The organism is ANME-2 cluster archaeon (genome assembly GCA_014237145.1).
Classification (GTDB): Archaea; Halobacteriota; Methanosarcinia; order Methanosarcinales; family Methanocomedenaceae; genus Methanocomedens_A.
The window spans coordinates 82,519-99,166 of the sequence record JAAXOC010000100.1; the positions used below are offsets into that span (position 1 = coordinate 82,519).

The 16,648-nt window shown below is 43.2% G+C and carries 16 protein-coding genes; 8 read left to right on the top strand and 8 right to left on the bottom strand.

Translation table 11 applies throughout. The features are described 5' to 3' along the window. The first annotated feature begins 28 nt into the window (after positions 1-28). The 3 genes from HF974_14040 to HF974_14050 all read left to right on the top strand — a co-directional run bounded on the left by HF974_14040 (position 29) and on the right by HF974_14050 (position 2,782). Positions 29-244 carry a histone family protein gene (locus HF974_14040; protein MBC2699421.1) on the top strand — a complete coding sequence of 72 codons (216 nt, stop codon included), beginning with the start codon at positions 29-31 and terminating at the stop codon, positions 242-244. A gap of 380 nt (positions 245-624) precedes the next feature. Continuing rightward, complete coding sequence (thiL, locus tag HF974_14045; GenBank protein ID MBC2699422.1) at positions 625-1,698, top strand: thiamine-phosphate kinase; 1,074 nt, start codon at positions 625-627, stop codon at positions 1,696-1,698. Between the two features lie 25 nt (positions 1,699-1,723). Beyond that, positions 1,724-2,782, top strand: coding sequence for a hypothetical protein (locus HF974_14050; GenBank protein ID MBC2699423.1), 1,059 nt, complete (start codon positions 1,724-1,726; stop codon positions 2,780-2,782). Positions 2,783-3,119: 337 nt separating this feature from the next. Here HF974_14050 and HF974_14055 read toward each other — a convergent pair whose 3' ends face one another. After that, a complete protein-coding gene (locus tag HF974_14055; protein MBC2699424.1) occupies positions 3,120-4,250 on the bottom strand; it encodes a cytochrome-c peroxidase in 1,131 nt (376 codons plus the stop codon). A gap of 766 nt (positions 4,251-5,016) precedes the next feature. Between HF974_14055 and HF974_14060 the strand changes: the two genes are divergently transcribed. The 3 genes from HF974_14060 to HF974_14070 all read left to right on the top strand — a co-directional run bounded on the left by HF974_14060 (position 5,017) and on the right by HF974_14070 (position 7,324). Further along, complete coding sequence (locus tag HF974_14060; protein ID MBC2699425.1) at positions 5,017-6,357, top strand: MgtC/SapB family protein; 1,341 nt, start codon at positions 5,017-5,019, stop codon at positions 6,355-6,357. 108 nt (positions 6,358-6,465) lie between these two features. Then, a complete protein-coding gene (locus tag HF974_14065; GenBank protein MBC2699426.1) occupies positions 6,466-6,627 on the top strand; it encodes a hypothetical protein in 162 nt (53 codons plus the stop codon). Positions 6,628-6,736: 109 nt separating this feature from the next. After that, positions 6,737-7,324 (top strand): DUF2284 domain-containing protein, encoded by a 588-nt coding sequence (locus tag HF974_14070; GenBank protein MBC2699427.1) that lies wholly within the window; start codon positions 6,737-6,739, stop codon positions 7,322-7,324. 267 nt (positions 7,325-7,591) lie between these two features. On the opposite strand, the gene HF974_14075 is transcribed toward HF974_14070, so the two are convergent. The 3 genes from HF974_14075 to HF974_14085 form a co-directional block, all read right to left on the bottom strand. Further along, positions 7,592-8,227 carry a small multi-drug export protein gene (locus HF974_14075; GenBank protein ID MBC2699428.1) on the bottom strand — a complete coding sequence of 212 codons (636 nt, stop codon included), beginning with the start codon at positions 8,225-8,227 and terminating at the stop codon, positions 7,592-7,594. A 188-nt stretch (positions 8,228-8,415) separates the two neighbouring features. Further along, positions 8,416-9,096 (bottom strand): 2,5-diamino-6-(ribosylamino)-4(3H)-pyrimidinone 5'-phosphate reductase, encoded by a 681-nt coding sequence (locus HF974_14080; protein ID MBC2699429.1) that lies wholly within the window; start codon positions 9,094-9,096, stop codon positions 8,416-8,418. 147 nt (positions 9,097-9,243) lie between these two features. Next, positions 9,244-10,449 carry a potassium channel protein gene (locus tag HF974_14085; protein MBC2699430.1) on the bottom strand — a complete coding sequence of 402 codons (1,206 nt, stop codon included), beginning with the start codon at positions 10,447-10,449 and terminating at the stop codon, positions 9,244-9,246. A gap of 62 nt (positions 10,450-10,511) precedes the next feature. On the opposite strand from HF974_14085, the gene HF974_14090 reads away from it, so the two are divergent. Both HF974_14090 and HF974_14095 read left to right on the top strand, forming a co-directional pair. Further along, the gene (locus HF974_14090) at positions 10,512-11,765 is read left to right on the top strand and encodes a divalent cation transporter (GenBank protein MBC2699431.1); all 1,254 of its coding nucleotides are present in this window, start codon (positions 10,512-10,514) and stop codon (positions 11,763-11,765) included. Positions 11,766-11,812: 47 nt separating this feature from the next. After that, positions 11,813-12,538: a 1-(5-phosphoribosyl)-5-[(5-phosphoribosylamino)methylideneamino]imidazole-4-carboxamide isomerase gene (locus HF974_14095; GenBank protein ID MBC2699432.1), complete on the top strand. Its 726-nt coding sequence runs from the start codon at positions 11,813-11,815 to the stop codon at positions 12,536-12,538. A gap of 151 nt (positions 12,539-12,689) precedes the next feature. Here the strand turns inward: HF974_14095 and HF974_14100 are convergent, their stop codons facing one another. The 4 genes from HF974_14100 to HF974_14115 all read right to left on the bottom strand — a co-directional run. Next, positions 12,690-13,037, bottom strand: coding sequence for a hypothetical protein (locus HF974_14100; GenBank protein ID MBC2699433.1), 348 nt, complete (start codon positions 13,035-13,037; stop codon positions 12,690-12,692). Between the two features lies 1 nt (position 13,038). Continuing rightward, the gene (locus HF974_14105; protein ID MBC2699434.1) at positions 13,039-13,404 is read right to left on the bottom strand and encodes an ATP-binding protein; all 366 of its coding nucleotides are present in this window, start codon (positions 13,402-13,404) and stop codon (positions 13,039-13,041) included. A 719-nt stretch (positions 13,405-14,123) separates the two neighbouring features. After that, the gene (locus HF974_14110) at positions 14,124-14,789 is read right to left on the bottom strand and encodes a hypothetical protein (GenBank protein ID MBC2699435.1); all 666 of its coding nucleotides are present in this window, start codon (positions 14,787-14,789) and stop codon (positions 14,124-14,126) included. Between the two features lie 48 nt (positions 14,790-14,837). Next, positions 14,838-16,648 (bottom strand): PGF-pre-PGF domain-containing protein (locus HF974_14115; protein ID MBC2699436.1); only part of this gene is annotated, 1,811 nt, incomplete at its 5' end.

Below are 16,648 nucleotides of genomic sequence, written 5' to 3' on the forward strand. Positions count from 1 at the left end.
AATATTATATTTAAGGAGGAAATAAAATATGAATGATAAACTCTTACCAACAGCAGCAGTTGAACGCGTGATCAGGGCAGCGGGTGCACACAGGGTCAGTGCCACAGCTAGTGAAGAACTGGCAAAACTTCTTGAAGAATATGGCATTGAAATAGCAACCAGGGCCAACAGGCTGGCAATCCATGCCAAGAGAACCACGGTCAAGGGTGAGGATATTCTTGAAGCGCTAGAACAGATGGAGTGACTTTGGAAAAGATCAGATTAATCTGTTGATCTTTTTTGAAACATCATCCATCCGGGTTATTGCAAGGTCCATATCAGTACCAGGTTTCATCAGAACAAGGAACAACGCATTCTTATCAATCTTCTTAAAGGGCGATAATACCGTCTTTAGTGAATGTTAAGTTATGATCATACCCATTGAAACCAAGACGTTCGGAATGGTTCCGGGTATGGTTATGCACTATCGATGAAACTGCATGAGCCATGTTCGCATTGATATTACTACCAAAATGACTTGATATTCCAAAGTCCATTTGAATAAGAAATATCTGTATCCAATACTCCTTCTACTTTTAAGCTATTATAAATATTTCAGTGGATTGTCTAAATTAATCTATTATTATGACTGTAATAAATAAATTCCGGGAACGAGATATTATTTCACTTATCACTGAATTGCTTGAAGCTAAATCAAAAACCGGATCGATCCACCGTCCGGTGGTAGGACCGGGAAATGATGACTGTGCGGTCATCGATATAGGTGATTCAGGACTTCTGGTAGCTACAACTGATATGCTCCACAAGAAGGCCGATTTTCCTTTAGGAATGACACCGTACCAGATGGGATGGATGAGTATTGCAGTAAACCTGAGTGACATTGCGGCCATGGGGGCCAGGCCTATAGGTATCATGACAGCACTTGGACTGCCCTCTGGATTGGAAGTGAATTTTGTTAAGGAACTGGTGAGCGGGATGAGTGATTGTGCCTGCAGGTATGGTACACAAATTATTGGCGGGGACGTTGACAGGCACGATGAACTTACCATAGTGGGGTCTGCGCTGGGAATGGTTGATGCAGGACAACTGGTTATGAGGAAAGGAGCCAAACCCGGTGATCTGGTCTGCGTGACCGGTGAGTTAGGCACTGCCGGGGCCGCACTTGAGGCATTACAACAGGGAAGGGAACTTGACCCGGAAGTACTGGAAAAATTCTACATGCCAGTGCCCAGGATAGCAGAAGGTATGGCTTTGGCAGGTTCGGGCTGCCTGACATCTATGATGGATATCAGTGACGGGCTGGCACTGTCCGTGCACGACCTTGCCGCTGCCAGTGGTGTGGGGTTCCATATAAAAGCAAGTGATATACCGGTGCACAGGTCTGTGCGTTATATGGCTCCAGTTGGGGACATGGTCGTTAATGATAAGGTCGTCGACGATAAAGTCGTTGAGGTCATTGGTGATATGGTCATTGAAAATAAGGTCATTGATGACAAGGTTTTTGAATGGAGTGTATACACAGGCGGCGATTTTGAACTGCTGTTCACCCTCAATACTGACTGCCTGGAAAAGGCAGAGAAAGTTGCTCAATTCAGAGTCATAGGTAAAGTTACCGCCAGCAGTATAACCATTGAGCATAACGGGCACATTGCGGATATGGAGCCCAGGGGATTTCAGCAGTTCGGGGATAAAGTTTAATTATCTCCAATCAAAGGTTGATATCATGATAATATGCCCTAACTGCGGCGGTCCTGACTGTATAAGACCGGCTGAAGATGTGCTTGATTCTATTTACCGGATGTATATGGCCTGCCCGGGATGTCCGCCTGAACCCGGATGGGACAAGCAGGTCCCACTGGCGGCTCTACTGCACGGGGATACTGTTGATGAGAATACGTTGTTGTGCAGTTCATGCAAGCGCCGTGCCCTGGATGGAGTGATGGGGCATGTGCTTGCTGTTATGCTTAAACACGGGGACAGGGAAGATGGTGCAGGACTGGCACTGGTCGGGACCCCGCTAATCTCCTGTGGTTTTCCAATTATGTATCCTCCCAGACTGGGTCAGGGAGACTTGGTACTTATAGCAGATAATGTGCACCCAGATACGGCAAAAGATATTGTGGACAGGGTGCCTGAGGTCAGGGGGGTCGTGCTAAGGGTGGGTGACCAGGCACAAAGCGTGGGGATACTTGATCCTGATTCCCGGCCCCATGAATATACACTGCTTGCAGGTTGCGACATGAGATGCGATGTGGCACAGACCGCACTGGGAGAACTGGTGATATATAAGAGCCAGAGCAGGATCCATATCGAGTTTCCCCGGGAGAGCGGACACAAGATGGATGTGCTTGGGAAGCTGGACATGGAGGGGCTGCTGGCTGGCAGGGTGGTAGTGGACGGCATGTGTGGTCCGGGCACTCTGGGCCTGATGGCAGTGCTGATGGGTGCAAATAAAGTGATATTGAACGATGCCTGGCGCCCGGCTATTGAGAATGTGCTGCTAAACCTTGAAGTTAATAGAGAGCTGCTGGATGTGGAAGTTGAACGATTGATCCCTACTGGTGATATACCACTTATCGGGGATGAAACAGTACTTGTGGCAAAGGCGATCCGGGGCAGTAACACCATAGCAGAGGTTTATTTCGGTGATATCAGGCGGCTTGCTGGTGTGGTGGATGATTGTGATGTTTGCCTGATTGATACGTTCCCTACTGCAGACCCGTCGGAGTATGTTAAAATATGGAACGATAAAGTTTCTTGTGGAAAAGTTATAGTAATATAGAATTATTCAAAATTAAATGATTTTATCAATAAATAAATACAATTGAATTATTGAGATATTTTTTTAACGCATAGGAAATTATAAACACATTTCGACATAGATATAAGTAATTTTCTTAATTCCAATCAAATCTTTTGACAGGATTTACAGGATATACAGGATTGGATTGGATCGTATCCTGTCAATCCTGATTATTCTGTCTGAAATTTCCATTTTATTGTAGAAAAAGATTGAATTGCATACGATCCATGAAACCGCATGCAATCACCGTTTATTTAAATTATCGTCTTCACATCTGTCATCGCCATTTCACTCGTCTTCATTCTTCATATTACTCTTAATAGCCATCAGTCAGGGTTTCCATGAAGGCGACAATAGCATCCTCTTGACCATCAGTCAGCCCAAGGTCTCCTAATTCATCAGTATTTACGTTCTCGCCCACTTCAGGTGCTGGCCACACCTCTCCAGGAACATCTCTGGTGTTGTAGAAATGCACCACTTCCTTAAGAGTCGTGAATGCACCATTGTGCATGTACGGTGATGTGATCGCGACGTTTCTCAAGGTCGGAACTTTCACCTTCCCCGTCTCGCCCGGCACAATGCCACCAAGCCCGTAATCCACGAAATTCAGACCATTAGGATTAAAATTCGGGGCAAGAGGCTGGTAGTAGAACGGATAATAATTCATCAACTCAGGTGAATCGCCCAGCATTCCCAGATTGCTTGGTACACCGAGGTTGTCATAGGTGAAATCCGTGAAGAGAGGCTCATCTGCATAGGGTCCGGCCGTGCTCAGATGGCATGCTGCACAGTTACCCTTTTTCGGGTTATTGAAAAGCTTAAGGCCACGCTTCTCCTCCTTTGTCAGTGAAACTTCCCCTGCTAGATATTTATCATATTTAGAGGAAAATCTGTTGACCTCATCTGTCATTTCGAATGCTGCAATAGCATCTGCCACCTGGTCGTAAGCCATATCTACATCATCCAGTGCATCCTCACCATAGACCACTTCGAAAAGATCAACATAATCCGAATTACGGATCTTCTGGATGACGGCCTGTTTACTTGGATTGTTCATCTCCAGCGGGTTCAGGAATGGCCCTTTTGCCTGTTCTGCAAGGTTGGCTGCCCTGCCATCCCAGAACTGGCCGCCTATGTATATCCCTTCGTCCACATCATAATGGAAATCCGGACTGTAACCTGCATATGCGGCTGTTGGTGAGTTACGGTCTCCGAACCTTACATGAATCGCCCCCATGGAAACGGCCCTGCTTGAGTCAGGGTCTGCAAATCCAAAGTCAGGGTCATGGCAGCTTGCACAGGACTGGCCCTGTGGAACTGACAAGTCTGTATCGAAAAACAAAAGCTTTCCAAGTTCTTCCTGTGGAGTGAGATCATTTGCGGATGCTATTCCTGTTGTGGCGACAAAAAGGATAATTGCCGCATACATACAAATTCTTATATTCATTCTTGAATCCTCCTTCCTATTTGTTGACATTAGTGGTTTACGTTCTTTCTGGGTTTTCACTGGATTTCATTATATGATGCAAGGTCACACATTATGGACATACACTCTGGATTCCTGATTCCCAGTATTTTGCCGGGCACCTTCATTCTAAACCAACCCTATCCCATTGATTTATTGCGAAGATTGCTAGATATGAATGAATTTTTAGCCGAGCAGACTTTGATCGAAACGTAATATTCGACATCATATGCAGCATTGATGTGCTGACCCATCATGCTGTGCTAAAGGTAAACCATAATACATAACTGGCAAATATGATATAAAATCTTGCTTTATTATTTGGTTTTGGGATAAAAATGTTACACCATAGTGGTAGGTTTTCTTGAGAATGTTTTTAAAAAATGTCGCAGCTTATTAAATCCTAACATAACTTTTCAAAAAAATAGGCAGTGTACTGCTCAGCGTACTGCTATACATTTGATATTCCTGCTTTAAACTTCGCCAGTGGAATAACCCAACCTTTTTGTTGCTAAGGCTTGATTTCGTTTTTAAGAATACAGCGCACCGTTTCATTGGAAGTGCTGTCAATTTTATTGAGCTTATCCTGGAAAAGAAGGAGTTCCATAAATGTGAACTCAATGCCATGTGTACACTAATGCTACCACTACTTCTACCACTACTGATCTTTTATTTTTTTGAAAAATAGACTTAGGATACTCTTATTAATTCTAAAAACCAAATATACTGATCGGAGTGCGCATTGCACATGTACGACCTATCAGAACTTGCCACCTATTCCACTCAACAATGGCTGTCATATGTAGACCCGGTCACATACGATTTTTTAGAGAAATTCGTACTATCCCTGCTTATAGGTCTGCTAATAGGTATTGAAAGAGAACGTAAATCAAATACTGGTGACATCTTTGCCGGGATCAGGACATTTGCCATAGCTTCAATATCTGGAATGATAGCCACATATATCGCAATCCAGCAGGGAATGCCGAATATATTGTACCTGACCATGATATTCTTTATCATAGTAGCTACAGTTATAATCTACATCAAGAACGTGGTGTACCGCCAGGTAGGGATTACAGGCGGGATAGCCTTATTTTTTGTATTCCTCATGGGTGTGCTGGTTGCTTATGAATATTACCTGTTCGCTATAATGGGGGCAGTGGCTGTAACATTCCTGCTTATTGAGAAATATACACTAAAGAATTTTGCAGTTAACCTGAACCAGGATGAGATAACCAATGCAGTCCAGTTCTTTATAATAATATTCATACTATTTCCCATAACACCCAATACCACTATCATGGAAGTGATAAATCCCAGGTACATTTTGGGTATAGTGGTTATTGTTGCGTCCATGAGTTTTATTAGTTTCCTTCTCATGAAAAAAACCGGCCCCGAGCGGGGCATACATATTTCTGGCCTTATAGGAGGACTGGTCAACAGCGAAGCCACTACAGGTGCACTGGCAGCACTTGCAAAAAAGAAGCATATCCTGATGGATGTAAGTTACCATGGAATCATCCTGTCCAATGCAACCATGTTGATCAGGAATATGGTAATTGCCTTTATCGTGGACCCCTCAGGTCGCGTCTTGATCATGATGTTGCCCCCGCAATTGCTGCTTACTGCTGCAAACATAGGAATGGTTGTAAAGGATCAACGAATCGACCATATGAAGTATGAAACACTGGAGATTGAATCACCCTTTGCCCTTAAACCTGCATTCAAGTTTGCATTTGGGTTCACAGTACTGATCATACTGGCACATTATCTCAATATCTGGTTCGGGAGTGCCGGTGTCTTTGTATTAGCACTGGGCGGACTGGTGAGTTCGGCGGCTGTAACCGCATCGGTAGGGGCACTTGCCTTTGGTGGTAATCTGTCACCTACCACAGCAGCCCTTGTGGCAGTGCTTGCAAGTATTATCAGTACATCAAATAAAATTATCCTTGTAAGACTGGCTGGTTCAATGGAATTATACGTTAAGGTCAGGCGCAGTTTCCTTGTATTAATGAGTGTGGGAGCAGTTGCGTACCTGTTATGGATATTGGTTATCTATATTGGTGGGCTCTCAATAAAATTATAAAAACCGTGTGCGTACCACGCATGAGATTGCCGGGTGTGGGGTCAAAGGTTTTATAGGTGAATGAAATAGGATAGATAGCAGACCAATATGTCAAGGTGATATTGAAAAATGAGTGATGGTGTTTATGTAGGCTACCCAATACGTTTTGACGATTTACCTATTATGGTGGCTAGTGACTGTGTCGAAATAAAATCCTTCTTCCCTGTCCCATTCAAGGATATACCATCAATTTTCATGGAGTGCGGTGGTGGATTGATAATACGAAAATAATCAGGGATTATTTAATTTTTTTTTATAATATCAAGTATTCAGTAAATAATCTTTATGCGGGAAAACATTAAGAGACAAAAACTGTAAAATAATAGGGAGGATGGAACAAATGAAATTAGATACACTAATCCAGGAATTAGAAGGAATACATGATGATTTTAAACTTATTCCCGTTAAGGATATAGAAGTAGCCGAATGGGTGCGCTGGAAATGTGAATATGGATGTAAAGCATTTGGGAAGCATTTGACATGTCCGCCTTATGCACCAGGGCCAGAAGAGACAAGAAAGTTATTAAAATGCTATGAACAAGCGCTTATCACACGATTTAATAAAGTAGGGCCGAATTTGAAGGTACCACCTGCACATCTCCATCATTACCTCTGGGATGCTATATTAACAATACACAATACGATGTTTGATCTAGAAAGGCATGCTTTCCTTGCAGGCTATTACAAAGCGTTTGCAATGGCTGCACTACCTTGCTCTTTTTGCCGTGATTGTCTGCCAGAGAAAGAGGATTTTGCTTTAGACCACGCAGCTAAGCGATTCTGTAAGCATCAGGATAAAGCAAGACCATCTATGGAGGCATGTGGAATAGACGTATTTAAGACCGTGGGGGCAGCAGGATATGAATTAGAAGTTCGCACATCACATCAAGAGCAGATAACTTTCTTCGGATTGTTGTTGATTGATTGAGCAGTTGAAGTGAAAAACACAAGATTTGGTAGTGTCCTGAATTACGTGGCCTGCGAGTATCATTTAAGTGCGGAAGGTAAAGATATTCAAGATACTCCTTTGAATTGGGTAGATTTTTTAAAACCAAATTACCAGACATAAAGTAGTACACTACCGAAAAATGAGTGATGGCATTTATGTAGGCAACCCAATACGTTTTGACGATTTAGCTGTTATGGTGGTTAGTGTCATGTCAATCCTCATGTATTTCTTCGTTGGTCGAACGTTTTATCTATTCCTGTAATGCACAAAATTGTATATCAAAATTGATGCCACCACCAGCACGATGAAGTAGGGTACATAGTGCTGGACTGGCTCCAGGTATCGCATTACAGTATCGGCAGTCACAGCCCAGAACATGGAAGCAATCAGGGACGCAGACGCTATCACAGGTATGATCTCCCTAACAGAGAAACCCAGGAGTTTTGCAAAACATGCAGTTGCAAGCCCTCCTGTCATCTGGAACGGGATAAAACAAATAATGAAAAGTCCCACAAGGCCGAACTTATGCATCACACCGCTTTTATTGGAAGTGATCATCTCTGAGAAGTTCATGAAAGGTGCCATTAGCGGGAACTGCTTCAACTCTTTATGGAATAATACAAAAATAGGAAGACCTACTAACATGGCCCCGATATCAGATATAAAACTGACCAATATCAGCAAATGAATGGACATCTCCTTGGAGGCACCATGCAGCATAGCGAACTCCCGGCCGGACAGCATCTGGGTACTGAAGACCAGTAGTAACTCCCTCAGCAGTCCAAATTGGTAGAATATGAAAAGCACTATTGAGACCGATATCACTCCTGTTACGAATACTCCTATAAGAAAGCGGTCAGATTCTGTTTTTTCGATGCTCATATTATTTTAGCGATATATCTTTGGTCTGATTATCAGGATTATAGATAACTATTTTCAATTCACTTTCACTAACATCCCCGGCTGTACTCCCGGTATGATTTTGCAGAGCCATCCATTGACACCGCTATGGGTACTTGCTATCATTACTGATTTTGTCATGATGTATCACTATTGTTTGAATATTTTTTTCATGGATTTGCTATGCGCCATCGTATCAGTACACCGTTATCCATTTGTTCCAGTGATACAAGTTCCAGCCCGGCAGCATCCGTATTATCAGCAAACCCTGCGCCGTCGACCAGTGTAGGTGCGTCCTTGCCTCCGAGGAACAGGGCACCAATATAAGTAAAAACTTCATCCACCAGTCCCTGGGATATCAATGACCAGTTCAGGGTCGCCCCCCCTTCTACCATCAGTGTACCAATACCGAGTTCCTTCAACCTGGACATAAGTGCCACAAGATCCACCCGGTACCTGCCAGCGATGATGATCCTGGCTTTTTTCTTGAGTTTTTCGACCCTGTCAGCAGGTGCCGTTTCACTTACTGCGATTATCCTCTCGCCCTCACCCTTCTTGAAAATATCGGCATCAATCGGGGTCCTTGCCATACTGTCCACAACAATCCTTGCAGGATTCTCACACCTGTTACGCTCCTTGCGATTACGTCTTAAGTCTCTTGATTTGACTGTAAGGCTGGGGTCGTCTGCCAGTACCGTGCCTATGCCAACCATTACGGCATCGGCACCTGCACGTAAATGGTCCACCCTCTCAAGATCATTTGCTCCCGAAATCCTGACCTGTTTGCGCTTGTATGTTGAAATCTTACCGTCTGCTGACATGGCCGCATTAATAAATGTATAAGGACGCATCGTTCCTGAATAGACTTTTAGGGTATATATCATTGATTGTTTGGTGAGTATGTAGGTGAACCTCACAGAACTAACTCATATAGAAGTATTAACATCCCCTTCATGCCCAGAGTGTCAGGCAGCAGTTAACATGGTACAATAGATATACTATTCACTTGGTTCAACATGACAGGCCGTCATCTCGAATAGCTGGGTCTCACAGTCATGCGAACCCCTGGCAATCAGTATATCATCACCTTTTATCTTCGTTCTTGAACCAGGCCTGTAAATCCACCGGCTACCTCTTTTTATTGCCATTACATGCATACCGGTCTCGGTCTCAAGTTTCAGTTCACCAAGGGTCATATTGACAATGGGAGAACAGTCAGCCACATTGATCTTGGTCATTACTTCATCAGACTCCCTGACAGCCATCATGAATATAGGGTGCAGTTCGATATCCCGAAGCACAATATCAGCGATCTCATATGCAGCATCCGAGATGAACTCAGAGGCATTGGCCAGGTGGAGCAGGCCCCTTAGAATGTCAACGTCCTCCACATGCCTGGCACTCTCAAGTACCCAGTGCTGGAGTTCGTATTTCATTTGGTCCATCTCTTCTTCCAGTATTTCTACCTCATTAGCAAGGTCCTTATTATAGAATAAAACAGCAGAATATGCAAGCCCCACAGAAAGTTCAGACTTGTTCTTCATCTCCACAACAATGTCCACTGCCCTTTCAAGGTCTTCAATAGGTTCAGTGGGTTTATATTCACGCTTTACAAAGGGTTTACCTGTAACAAATTCTGTAAAAATTGGCAGTCCTTCATCATGACCCCTTGCAAACAGTATGTCACCGTCCAGGATCGTCGTGTCCTTTTCCACATCATATATCCAGGAAGAACCCTGGCGTATGGCTATCACACCCATCCCTGTTTCTGTCTCAAGTTTCAGTTCACCCAGTGTCTTTCCGATCACAGGGCTGTCCGGTTCGATAGTTACTCTTGTAACCGTTTCCTCGGCTTCCCTTATATCAGCCTTCAGTTCAGTGGGAATACCCATCTTAAGCCGTACAATATTGGCAATATCACCTGCGGCATTGGCAATGTTCTCTGCTGCTGATGCGGCTTTCAACACGCCGGAAAGCTGGTGTGCTTCATCTATACGGCGGGCGGCCTGCATGGCAGTGATCTTCATATGGTATTCAAGAGTATCCATCTTCTCTTCCAGACGGATCACTTCTTCTGCTATATCCTCATCATCATAGATAACAGCAGAATAAGCCAAATCCAGCATCAGTTCAGAAGTATCTTTCATTCCCACAAGCAGTTCTTTCATGTTCTGGGAACAATGTTTGATCTTCGTTGGCATAATAAATCTACCTAAACAGCAGTCTATTTATGTTAACGATACATAAAACCACCGATGAGGGATAAATGTTGCAAGATTTTGAGGAAGAGACTATAAATGAAATATCATTTGCACAATCTCTCAGATATCATATCACTCCCTCCACACTAAAGGAGGGTTTTTCAGGTCTTTTACTCATGAGTCTCATGAGCCTGGCAGCAGGGATGGTACTGGGCAAGATGACAGGAATGCTGGAATCGCTGCCCGGCCTGATACTTCTGATTACACCTGCCATAGGTATGAGGGGAAATATATTCGGGGCCATGGGGTCACGGCTTGGTACGGCGCTGCATACAGGTATGTTCAGCACATCTCTAAAACCTTACAGCATCCTGAGCCAGAATATCTATGCCTCAATAATCAATACCACTTTAATCTCCTTTGCACTGGGTGTCATGGCATGGGGTTTTGCCCTCCTGCTGAAAATAGAAAGTATCGGCCTGGTAGAGTTCGTGCTGATCTCCATGATAGGTGGGATCATCTCAAGTTTTTTCGTACTCCTTATCACGGTGGGAGTTGCGGTGACCGGCCATAAGCGGGGCTGGGATATCGATAATATGAGTGCGCCAATAATTACGGCAGCAGGGGATATGGTGACCCTTCCGGCACTGTTCCTGGCCGTGATATTGATAGGCAGTAATTCTTCAGGATACCATACTATCCTGTTCATACTGTTCGGCGTACTGGCCGCTGCGTGCCTGTTGTTGACAATAAGGTCAGGCTTTGACATCATGCGGGGTATAATCTACGAAAGTATCCCCATGCTGCTGATTGCCGGGTTCATGAGCACTCTTGCCGGATTGATAATAAATTCAAGACTTGAGGGCTTCCTGATGCTGCCTGCCCTGCTTGTGATGGTACCCCTGTTTTTGGAGGATAATAATGCACTTGGAGGGATACTTACATCCAGGCTGTCCTCGATGCTGCATACTGGTATGTTCGATCCTGGTATCTTTCCTGGCAAACAGATAATTCCCAACTTCCTGCTGATCTACATCTATTCCCTAGTTGTGTTCCCCCTGGTAGGGGTATCGGCTTATGCGGCCAGTATCTTGATTGGGATTGACTCCCCTGACCTTGTAAGCATGATCTTTATCAGCACTTCGGCGGGCCTGATCGCAGTTACAATCGTGAACCTGGTGGGATATTATGTTGCCATTACTGCCCATAAGCTCAGGCTGGACCCTGATAACCACAGCATTCCCATGATGTCCAGTATTGTAGATGCATCGGGTGCAATGTGCCTGGTGGCTGTGTTGATGTTAGTGGGCATGGTGTGAACAGGGGAATCGCAACTTTTAATTTATTGCAGTGGAAATACAGGGCAATGAAATTCGAAGTAATACCGGCAGTGGATCTTAGAGGTGGAAGATGTGTGCAACTGGTGCAGGGTATACCAGGGACCGAAATGGTCTCACTGGATGACCCCATTGCAGAGGCGCTCAAGTGGATCGATGAAGGGGCACAGACACTGCATCTCATTGACCTGGACGGTGCCATAGAGGGTGAAAGGGTCAATGCTCAGGTGGTTGAAAGGATAGTAGATGCCACTGATGTAAGGGTAGAAGTTGGCGGTGGTATACGCACTTCCCAGGATGTGGAGGCCCTGGTGAGTGTAGGTGTGGACAGGGTGATCATCGGCACTGCCGCTGTGAACGATCCCGATTTTGTCAGGGAGATGTCTGACCTTCACGGGAAGGGGCATATCATGGTCTCGCTTGATGCTAAAAACGGCAGGGTGACCACCCACGGCTGGGCAAAGACGTCCAATTTCTCACCCCCCGGACTGGGGCGGCAGCTGGAGATGGCGGGAGCGGGTAGTATCCTGTTCACTAATATCGATACCGAAGGACTGCTGCAGGGTGTGGATCCAATACCCACCCAGGAACTGGTTGAGGCTGTGAGCATACCAGTGGTGGCAGCGGGTGGGATCACGACAGTTGACGATGTCAGGATGATAAAGGAAACGGGTGCTGAGGCCGCAGTGGTTGGCAGCGCTCTGTACACAGGCCGGCTGAGCCTGCCAGAGGCTATTGCAGCGGCACATGGATAGGAGATGTGCGGCTTGGACCTGCGGCTTTATACTTAAAGAGTGATATTGTTATTGTTAAACTTGACTTTCAAAGAAGTGGTAAAAAACACTGCCAAGCAACCTAATCAATGTAGTCCCTATCAAAACATTAATCCGCAAGCAACCGATTTACCTACTTCCCCATAAATTTCCCCAAATCCAGCAAAGAGAACAACCTGGCTTGTTTTGCATCCATCTCCTCAACAACCAGATCAACCTTGCCACCTGTCTTCCCCTGCAGAAGAGCAACACGTATCCCCTCCAACTCCTCCACAAGCTGTCTGAGACTCAATCGGAGATATTTGCACTTCCATGCCAAATATCTGTAGAAAATCATCCCAATAATACACAAATCGTACTTCATGGATTGCATTGATTCTGGAAACTCCAATATACCGGTCATTGCAGCAGCCACTTCCATACAGGCATTACTATTATTTAGCATGAAAGTACCCTTGGGTTCTTTCATCTTTTTGTGCATGTTATTCGAAGAATTTCATGTAAGTTTTCTTGTTCTCAAATGAGTCTTCAAATTCTTCATCTGCTGTTAATATCAAACCTTCATCAAGACCATATCTGGTTAATGCTTCATACAATCCCTTATATTCCCTGTCCTTGTTGCTATTAAGGCTGGCAGTAACCTGGATTGCACCTGTTATCCGGTTATTCTCCAGGACTATGAAATCACATTCATGCCTGTCTTTATGGTAATAGATGTCCCTGTTCCTTCTCTTTAGTTCGATAAAAACCAGATTTTCCAGTATTTTACCATAATCTCTTGAAAACTTAAATGATATGAGATTTATCAGGGACGTGTCAATTACATATATTTTCTTGCGCGAATATATCTGCTTTTTAACAGAATAGGTATCCCCTTCAAATTAAATGGTAATTTATCATAGTGCTCAGAACTTTGAGACACAGATTGATAGTGGTTGTGAAAATCAGTGTAATCGGTGAAATCTGTGTCTACATTGATTTTACATTTGACCATACTTTTTGAAATGGATACGTTGCATTTGTATTTCATGTTCAATTTCAGGTAATACCTGGTAGACTATTCCATTTTGTACTTCTTTTGCTATTTCTCGATTAATTGCAATATTACCACGTGGCACTTAAATCACATCTAAAAATCACTATAAAATTATACTTTTTATGTCATAAAACATTCAATTGTATATAAATATGTATATTCATAACGATTTATTGAGAAAAATAGTCAAATAGTAATGTTATTCAGTAATGACAATAATTTTGAAATTGCCAATGGTTTTATAGAAATACAAGCCCTATAGTGATTATAATATAAATTAAAATATCTAATTAAACTGATTTATATTGGCCATTATCAGAAAACGTACATGAAATTCTTCGAATGACATGCTCAAAAAATGAAAGAACCCAAGGGTACTTTCATGCTAAATAATAAAAAGTCTCTTAGTAGGTATCACAATACTAATAACATGGATATCAGAGACTTCACGATTCAAAATCCCTGGTGGAAGAGAAAAAGCCACATAAAAGATGATAATCACATCCTGTGTGATATGTACCCCGCCAGGATTCAGATCGGCGCTTTTATTGTCACCTTCTCATTGTAATCACTCAAAAGAATGACATTTTCCAACCTTACAGGTGTTCGCATCCCCATAAAATTTATTTCAACATCAACCAAGGTCTCTATTTTCCTGATATGAAACGTGTCCGACTCTATCCGGTATCTTATAATATAACTTTTAAAATCAGTTTCAGATGTTTCAAGACCTATACTTTGCATCTGGTCCAATATCTCTTCCTTTTCAGGGATGATCTCCAATATATATTCATCCCCATCCCTGTACATTGTCGGATTTTCAGCATTGTACAATATCGAGCTCTGCTGGGATATCGAATCCTTCCATGTTTCCATTCCCTCAAACTGCCGAACCTGCCAGGAGCCATTAGCTTCCCGAAGATATAATTGATCCCCGACAATCACCACCTCAGCAGACCCGTTGGCATATTCCATTGACTGACAGATTCTGTTGTTGACCGGGTCCATCTGTCCTTCCACCTTCATTACCTGTAGATCTTCATTCAATATTGAAAGGTTGGAAGTAATAACAAATCGATATGATTTTGCGCTTTCCAGGCTTCCTGCAGCTTTCAAGCTCAGTGTCGTTGCATCCTTAATATCTGCATGAATATGTGAATAGAAGAGAAAAACAGATAAGAGTACTATCAATACCAAAAATATTTTTATAAATCTATCAATGACCATATGCAATCTTCACAGTTATTATAATCTTTTTCTCGTTGATAAGTAATATGCAAATCCCAGAGCGATCAGTAACGCAAATATCAGTATAATTAATTCAAATCGTACTGGCGGCTTTCCAGGTATAGCTTCAGATGTTGGCTCCTGTGTCCCCTCACGAGAAATAGTTGGTTCTTCCAGAATACTTGCCTCGCCTGGCTCTGCAGTCGTCAACGTTATCGCAAATATACTGAATGAAGTGACCTCAGCCATGTAGTAATAACTTTCCCCATCCTCGCCGGTTACCTCGGTCTCAACCCGGTTCCATCCGTTTTCATAGTGCATCAAAGTTATCCTTTCTTTATCAGTGGCAAAATCTTTTGGAACTTTGAAGTATATCTGGGTAACAGGATATACCTTGATATTGGTCTTTGTTTTTGTGAACAGCATTTCAAAGTAGCTGTAGACATCCCCAGGCGCTTCAGGAACATCCGATGGAAGATATTTGATCTCAGAAAGATACAACATCAGACTAATCATCTCAGGATACTTGAGAGATAATTCATATATGCCAGGGATATTCGTAATGGAAACATTTTGGACTTCACCGGCTGAAAGTTGTATTATTTTATAGAATGTCACTTGCGGGACAGCAGAGAACATCGGGAGAACATTAATACCATCTTCCTCCTCCGGTGGCTGTGTCATTTCCTGGCCAGACATACCATATACACTAAGATGGGAAACATTAGCCCAGACATAACCTTCATAATACGTACCGTAAATTATGGCATCAGTAGTCTGTACTCCGGTTTCGTACACCCAGTCCATATCAGATGAAAGCTTCTCCCATTTGTTGACAGATGGATTGTACCAGATAAGTCCCAATGTGTTCTCATCGATATCTCCCACATCATTCGCATCCATATCTCCGGTACGATCAAGATCTGAAGCCGTGTAATACATTACGATAATAGCATGATCTATGATTTCAGACGTTTCATTCTGGACATTTTCACTCACATTTATCTCCAGGTATTTCCCGACAACTTTTTCATCTGCCGACAAACCATAGGATAATGGATATGGAACAGTCGTTGTATTGTATATCGTCATTTCAATTGTCGGTGTCACAGCATTTGCCATATCAACCCTGATAAATGAGTCTGTCTCCTTAATTGCTTCAACACTGAATGTGGTTCGCGGAGTCTGGAATTGTACAATGACCGCCCCGTCATGTACAATTTTTATGAAACTCTTTAATATGCTCAGTACTTTGAAGTGATCTAATGGATAAGGATGTGAGAGCATCACAACAGTCTGGGTCGAGTTCCAGATACCATAATCCGTAAATAATCTATTGGCATCCGAATCCCACATCATTGCAAGAATATCACTGGATTCTTTCAATATCGTATAGGTAATATTACCAGCAGTTCCATCTCCTGCATATGGTCTGCCTACCACTACAATATGTGACTTATTGGTAAGAGTATGATTATTCATGAACTCATCAGGAGAGACAGTAGTAACATTGGTATATTGTGCGAGTTTGCTAATGAAATCGTACGTATCTGGGTCAGAGTCATAAACAAGAACTACACTATCAACATGTGGTGCATAAGAATCCTGGTCGTCATAGTCATTAGTCCCGTCATCATCAGTATCCTCGTTGGTGGGATCGGTACCCCACTGGTAGATCTCCTTAAAATCAGTCAGTCTATCGCCATCAGTCTCATTGTTGGACGCATTCGTCCCTATGTCTAATTCTTCTTTATCCAGAAGACCATCGCCATCACTATCATTGTTCAGCGGATTTGTGCCGATACTGACTTCATATCCATCTGTTAACT

Coding starts and splice junctions, on each gene's coding strand:
- HF974_14040 (MBC2699421.1), top strand. CDS start 29: ATGAATGATAAACTCTTACCAACAGCAGCAGTTGAACGCGTGATCAGG.
- thiL (MBC2699422.1), top strand. CDS start 625: ATGACTGTAATAAATAAATTCCGGGAACGAGATATTATTTCACTTATC.
- HF974_14050 (MBC2699423.1), top strand. CDS start 1,724: ATGATAATATGCCCTAACTGCGGCGGTCCTGACTGTATAAGACCGGCT.
- HF974_14055 (MBC2699424.1), bottom strand. CDS start 4,250: ATGAATATAAGAATTTGTATGTATGCGGCAATTATCCTTTTTGTCGCC.
- HF974_14060 (MBC2699425.1), top strand. CDS start 5,017: ATGTACGACCTATCAGAACTTGCCACCTATTCCACTCAACAATGGCTG.
- HF974_14065 (MBC2699426.1), top strand. CDS start 6,466: ATGAGTGATGGTGTTTATGTAGGCTACCCAATACGTTTTGACGATTTA.
- HF974_14070 (MBC2699427.1), top strand. CDS start 6,737: ATGAAATTAGATACACTAATCCAGGAATTAGAAGGAATACATGATGAT.
- HF974_14075 (MBC2699428.1), bottom strand. CDS start 8,227: ATGAGCATCGAAAAAACAGAATCTGACCGCTTTCTTATAGGAGTATTC.
- HF974_14080 (MBC2699429.1), bottom strand. CDS start 9,096: ATGCGTCCTTATACATTTATTAATGCGGCCATGTCAGCAGACGGTAAG.
- HF974_14090 (MBC2699431.1), top strand. CDS start 10,512: ATGTTGCAAGATTTTGAGGAAGAGACTATAAATGAAATATCATTTGCA.
- HF974_14095 (MBC2699432.1), top strand. CDS start 11,813: ATGAAATTCGAAGTAATACCGGCAGTGGATCTTAGAGGTGGAAGATGT.
- HF974_14100 (MBC2699433.1), bottom strand. CDS start 13,037: ATGCACAAAAAGATGAAAGAACCCAAGGGTACTTTCATGCTAAATAAT.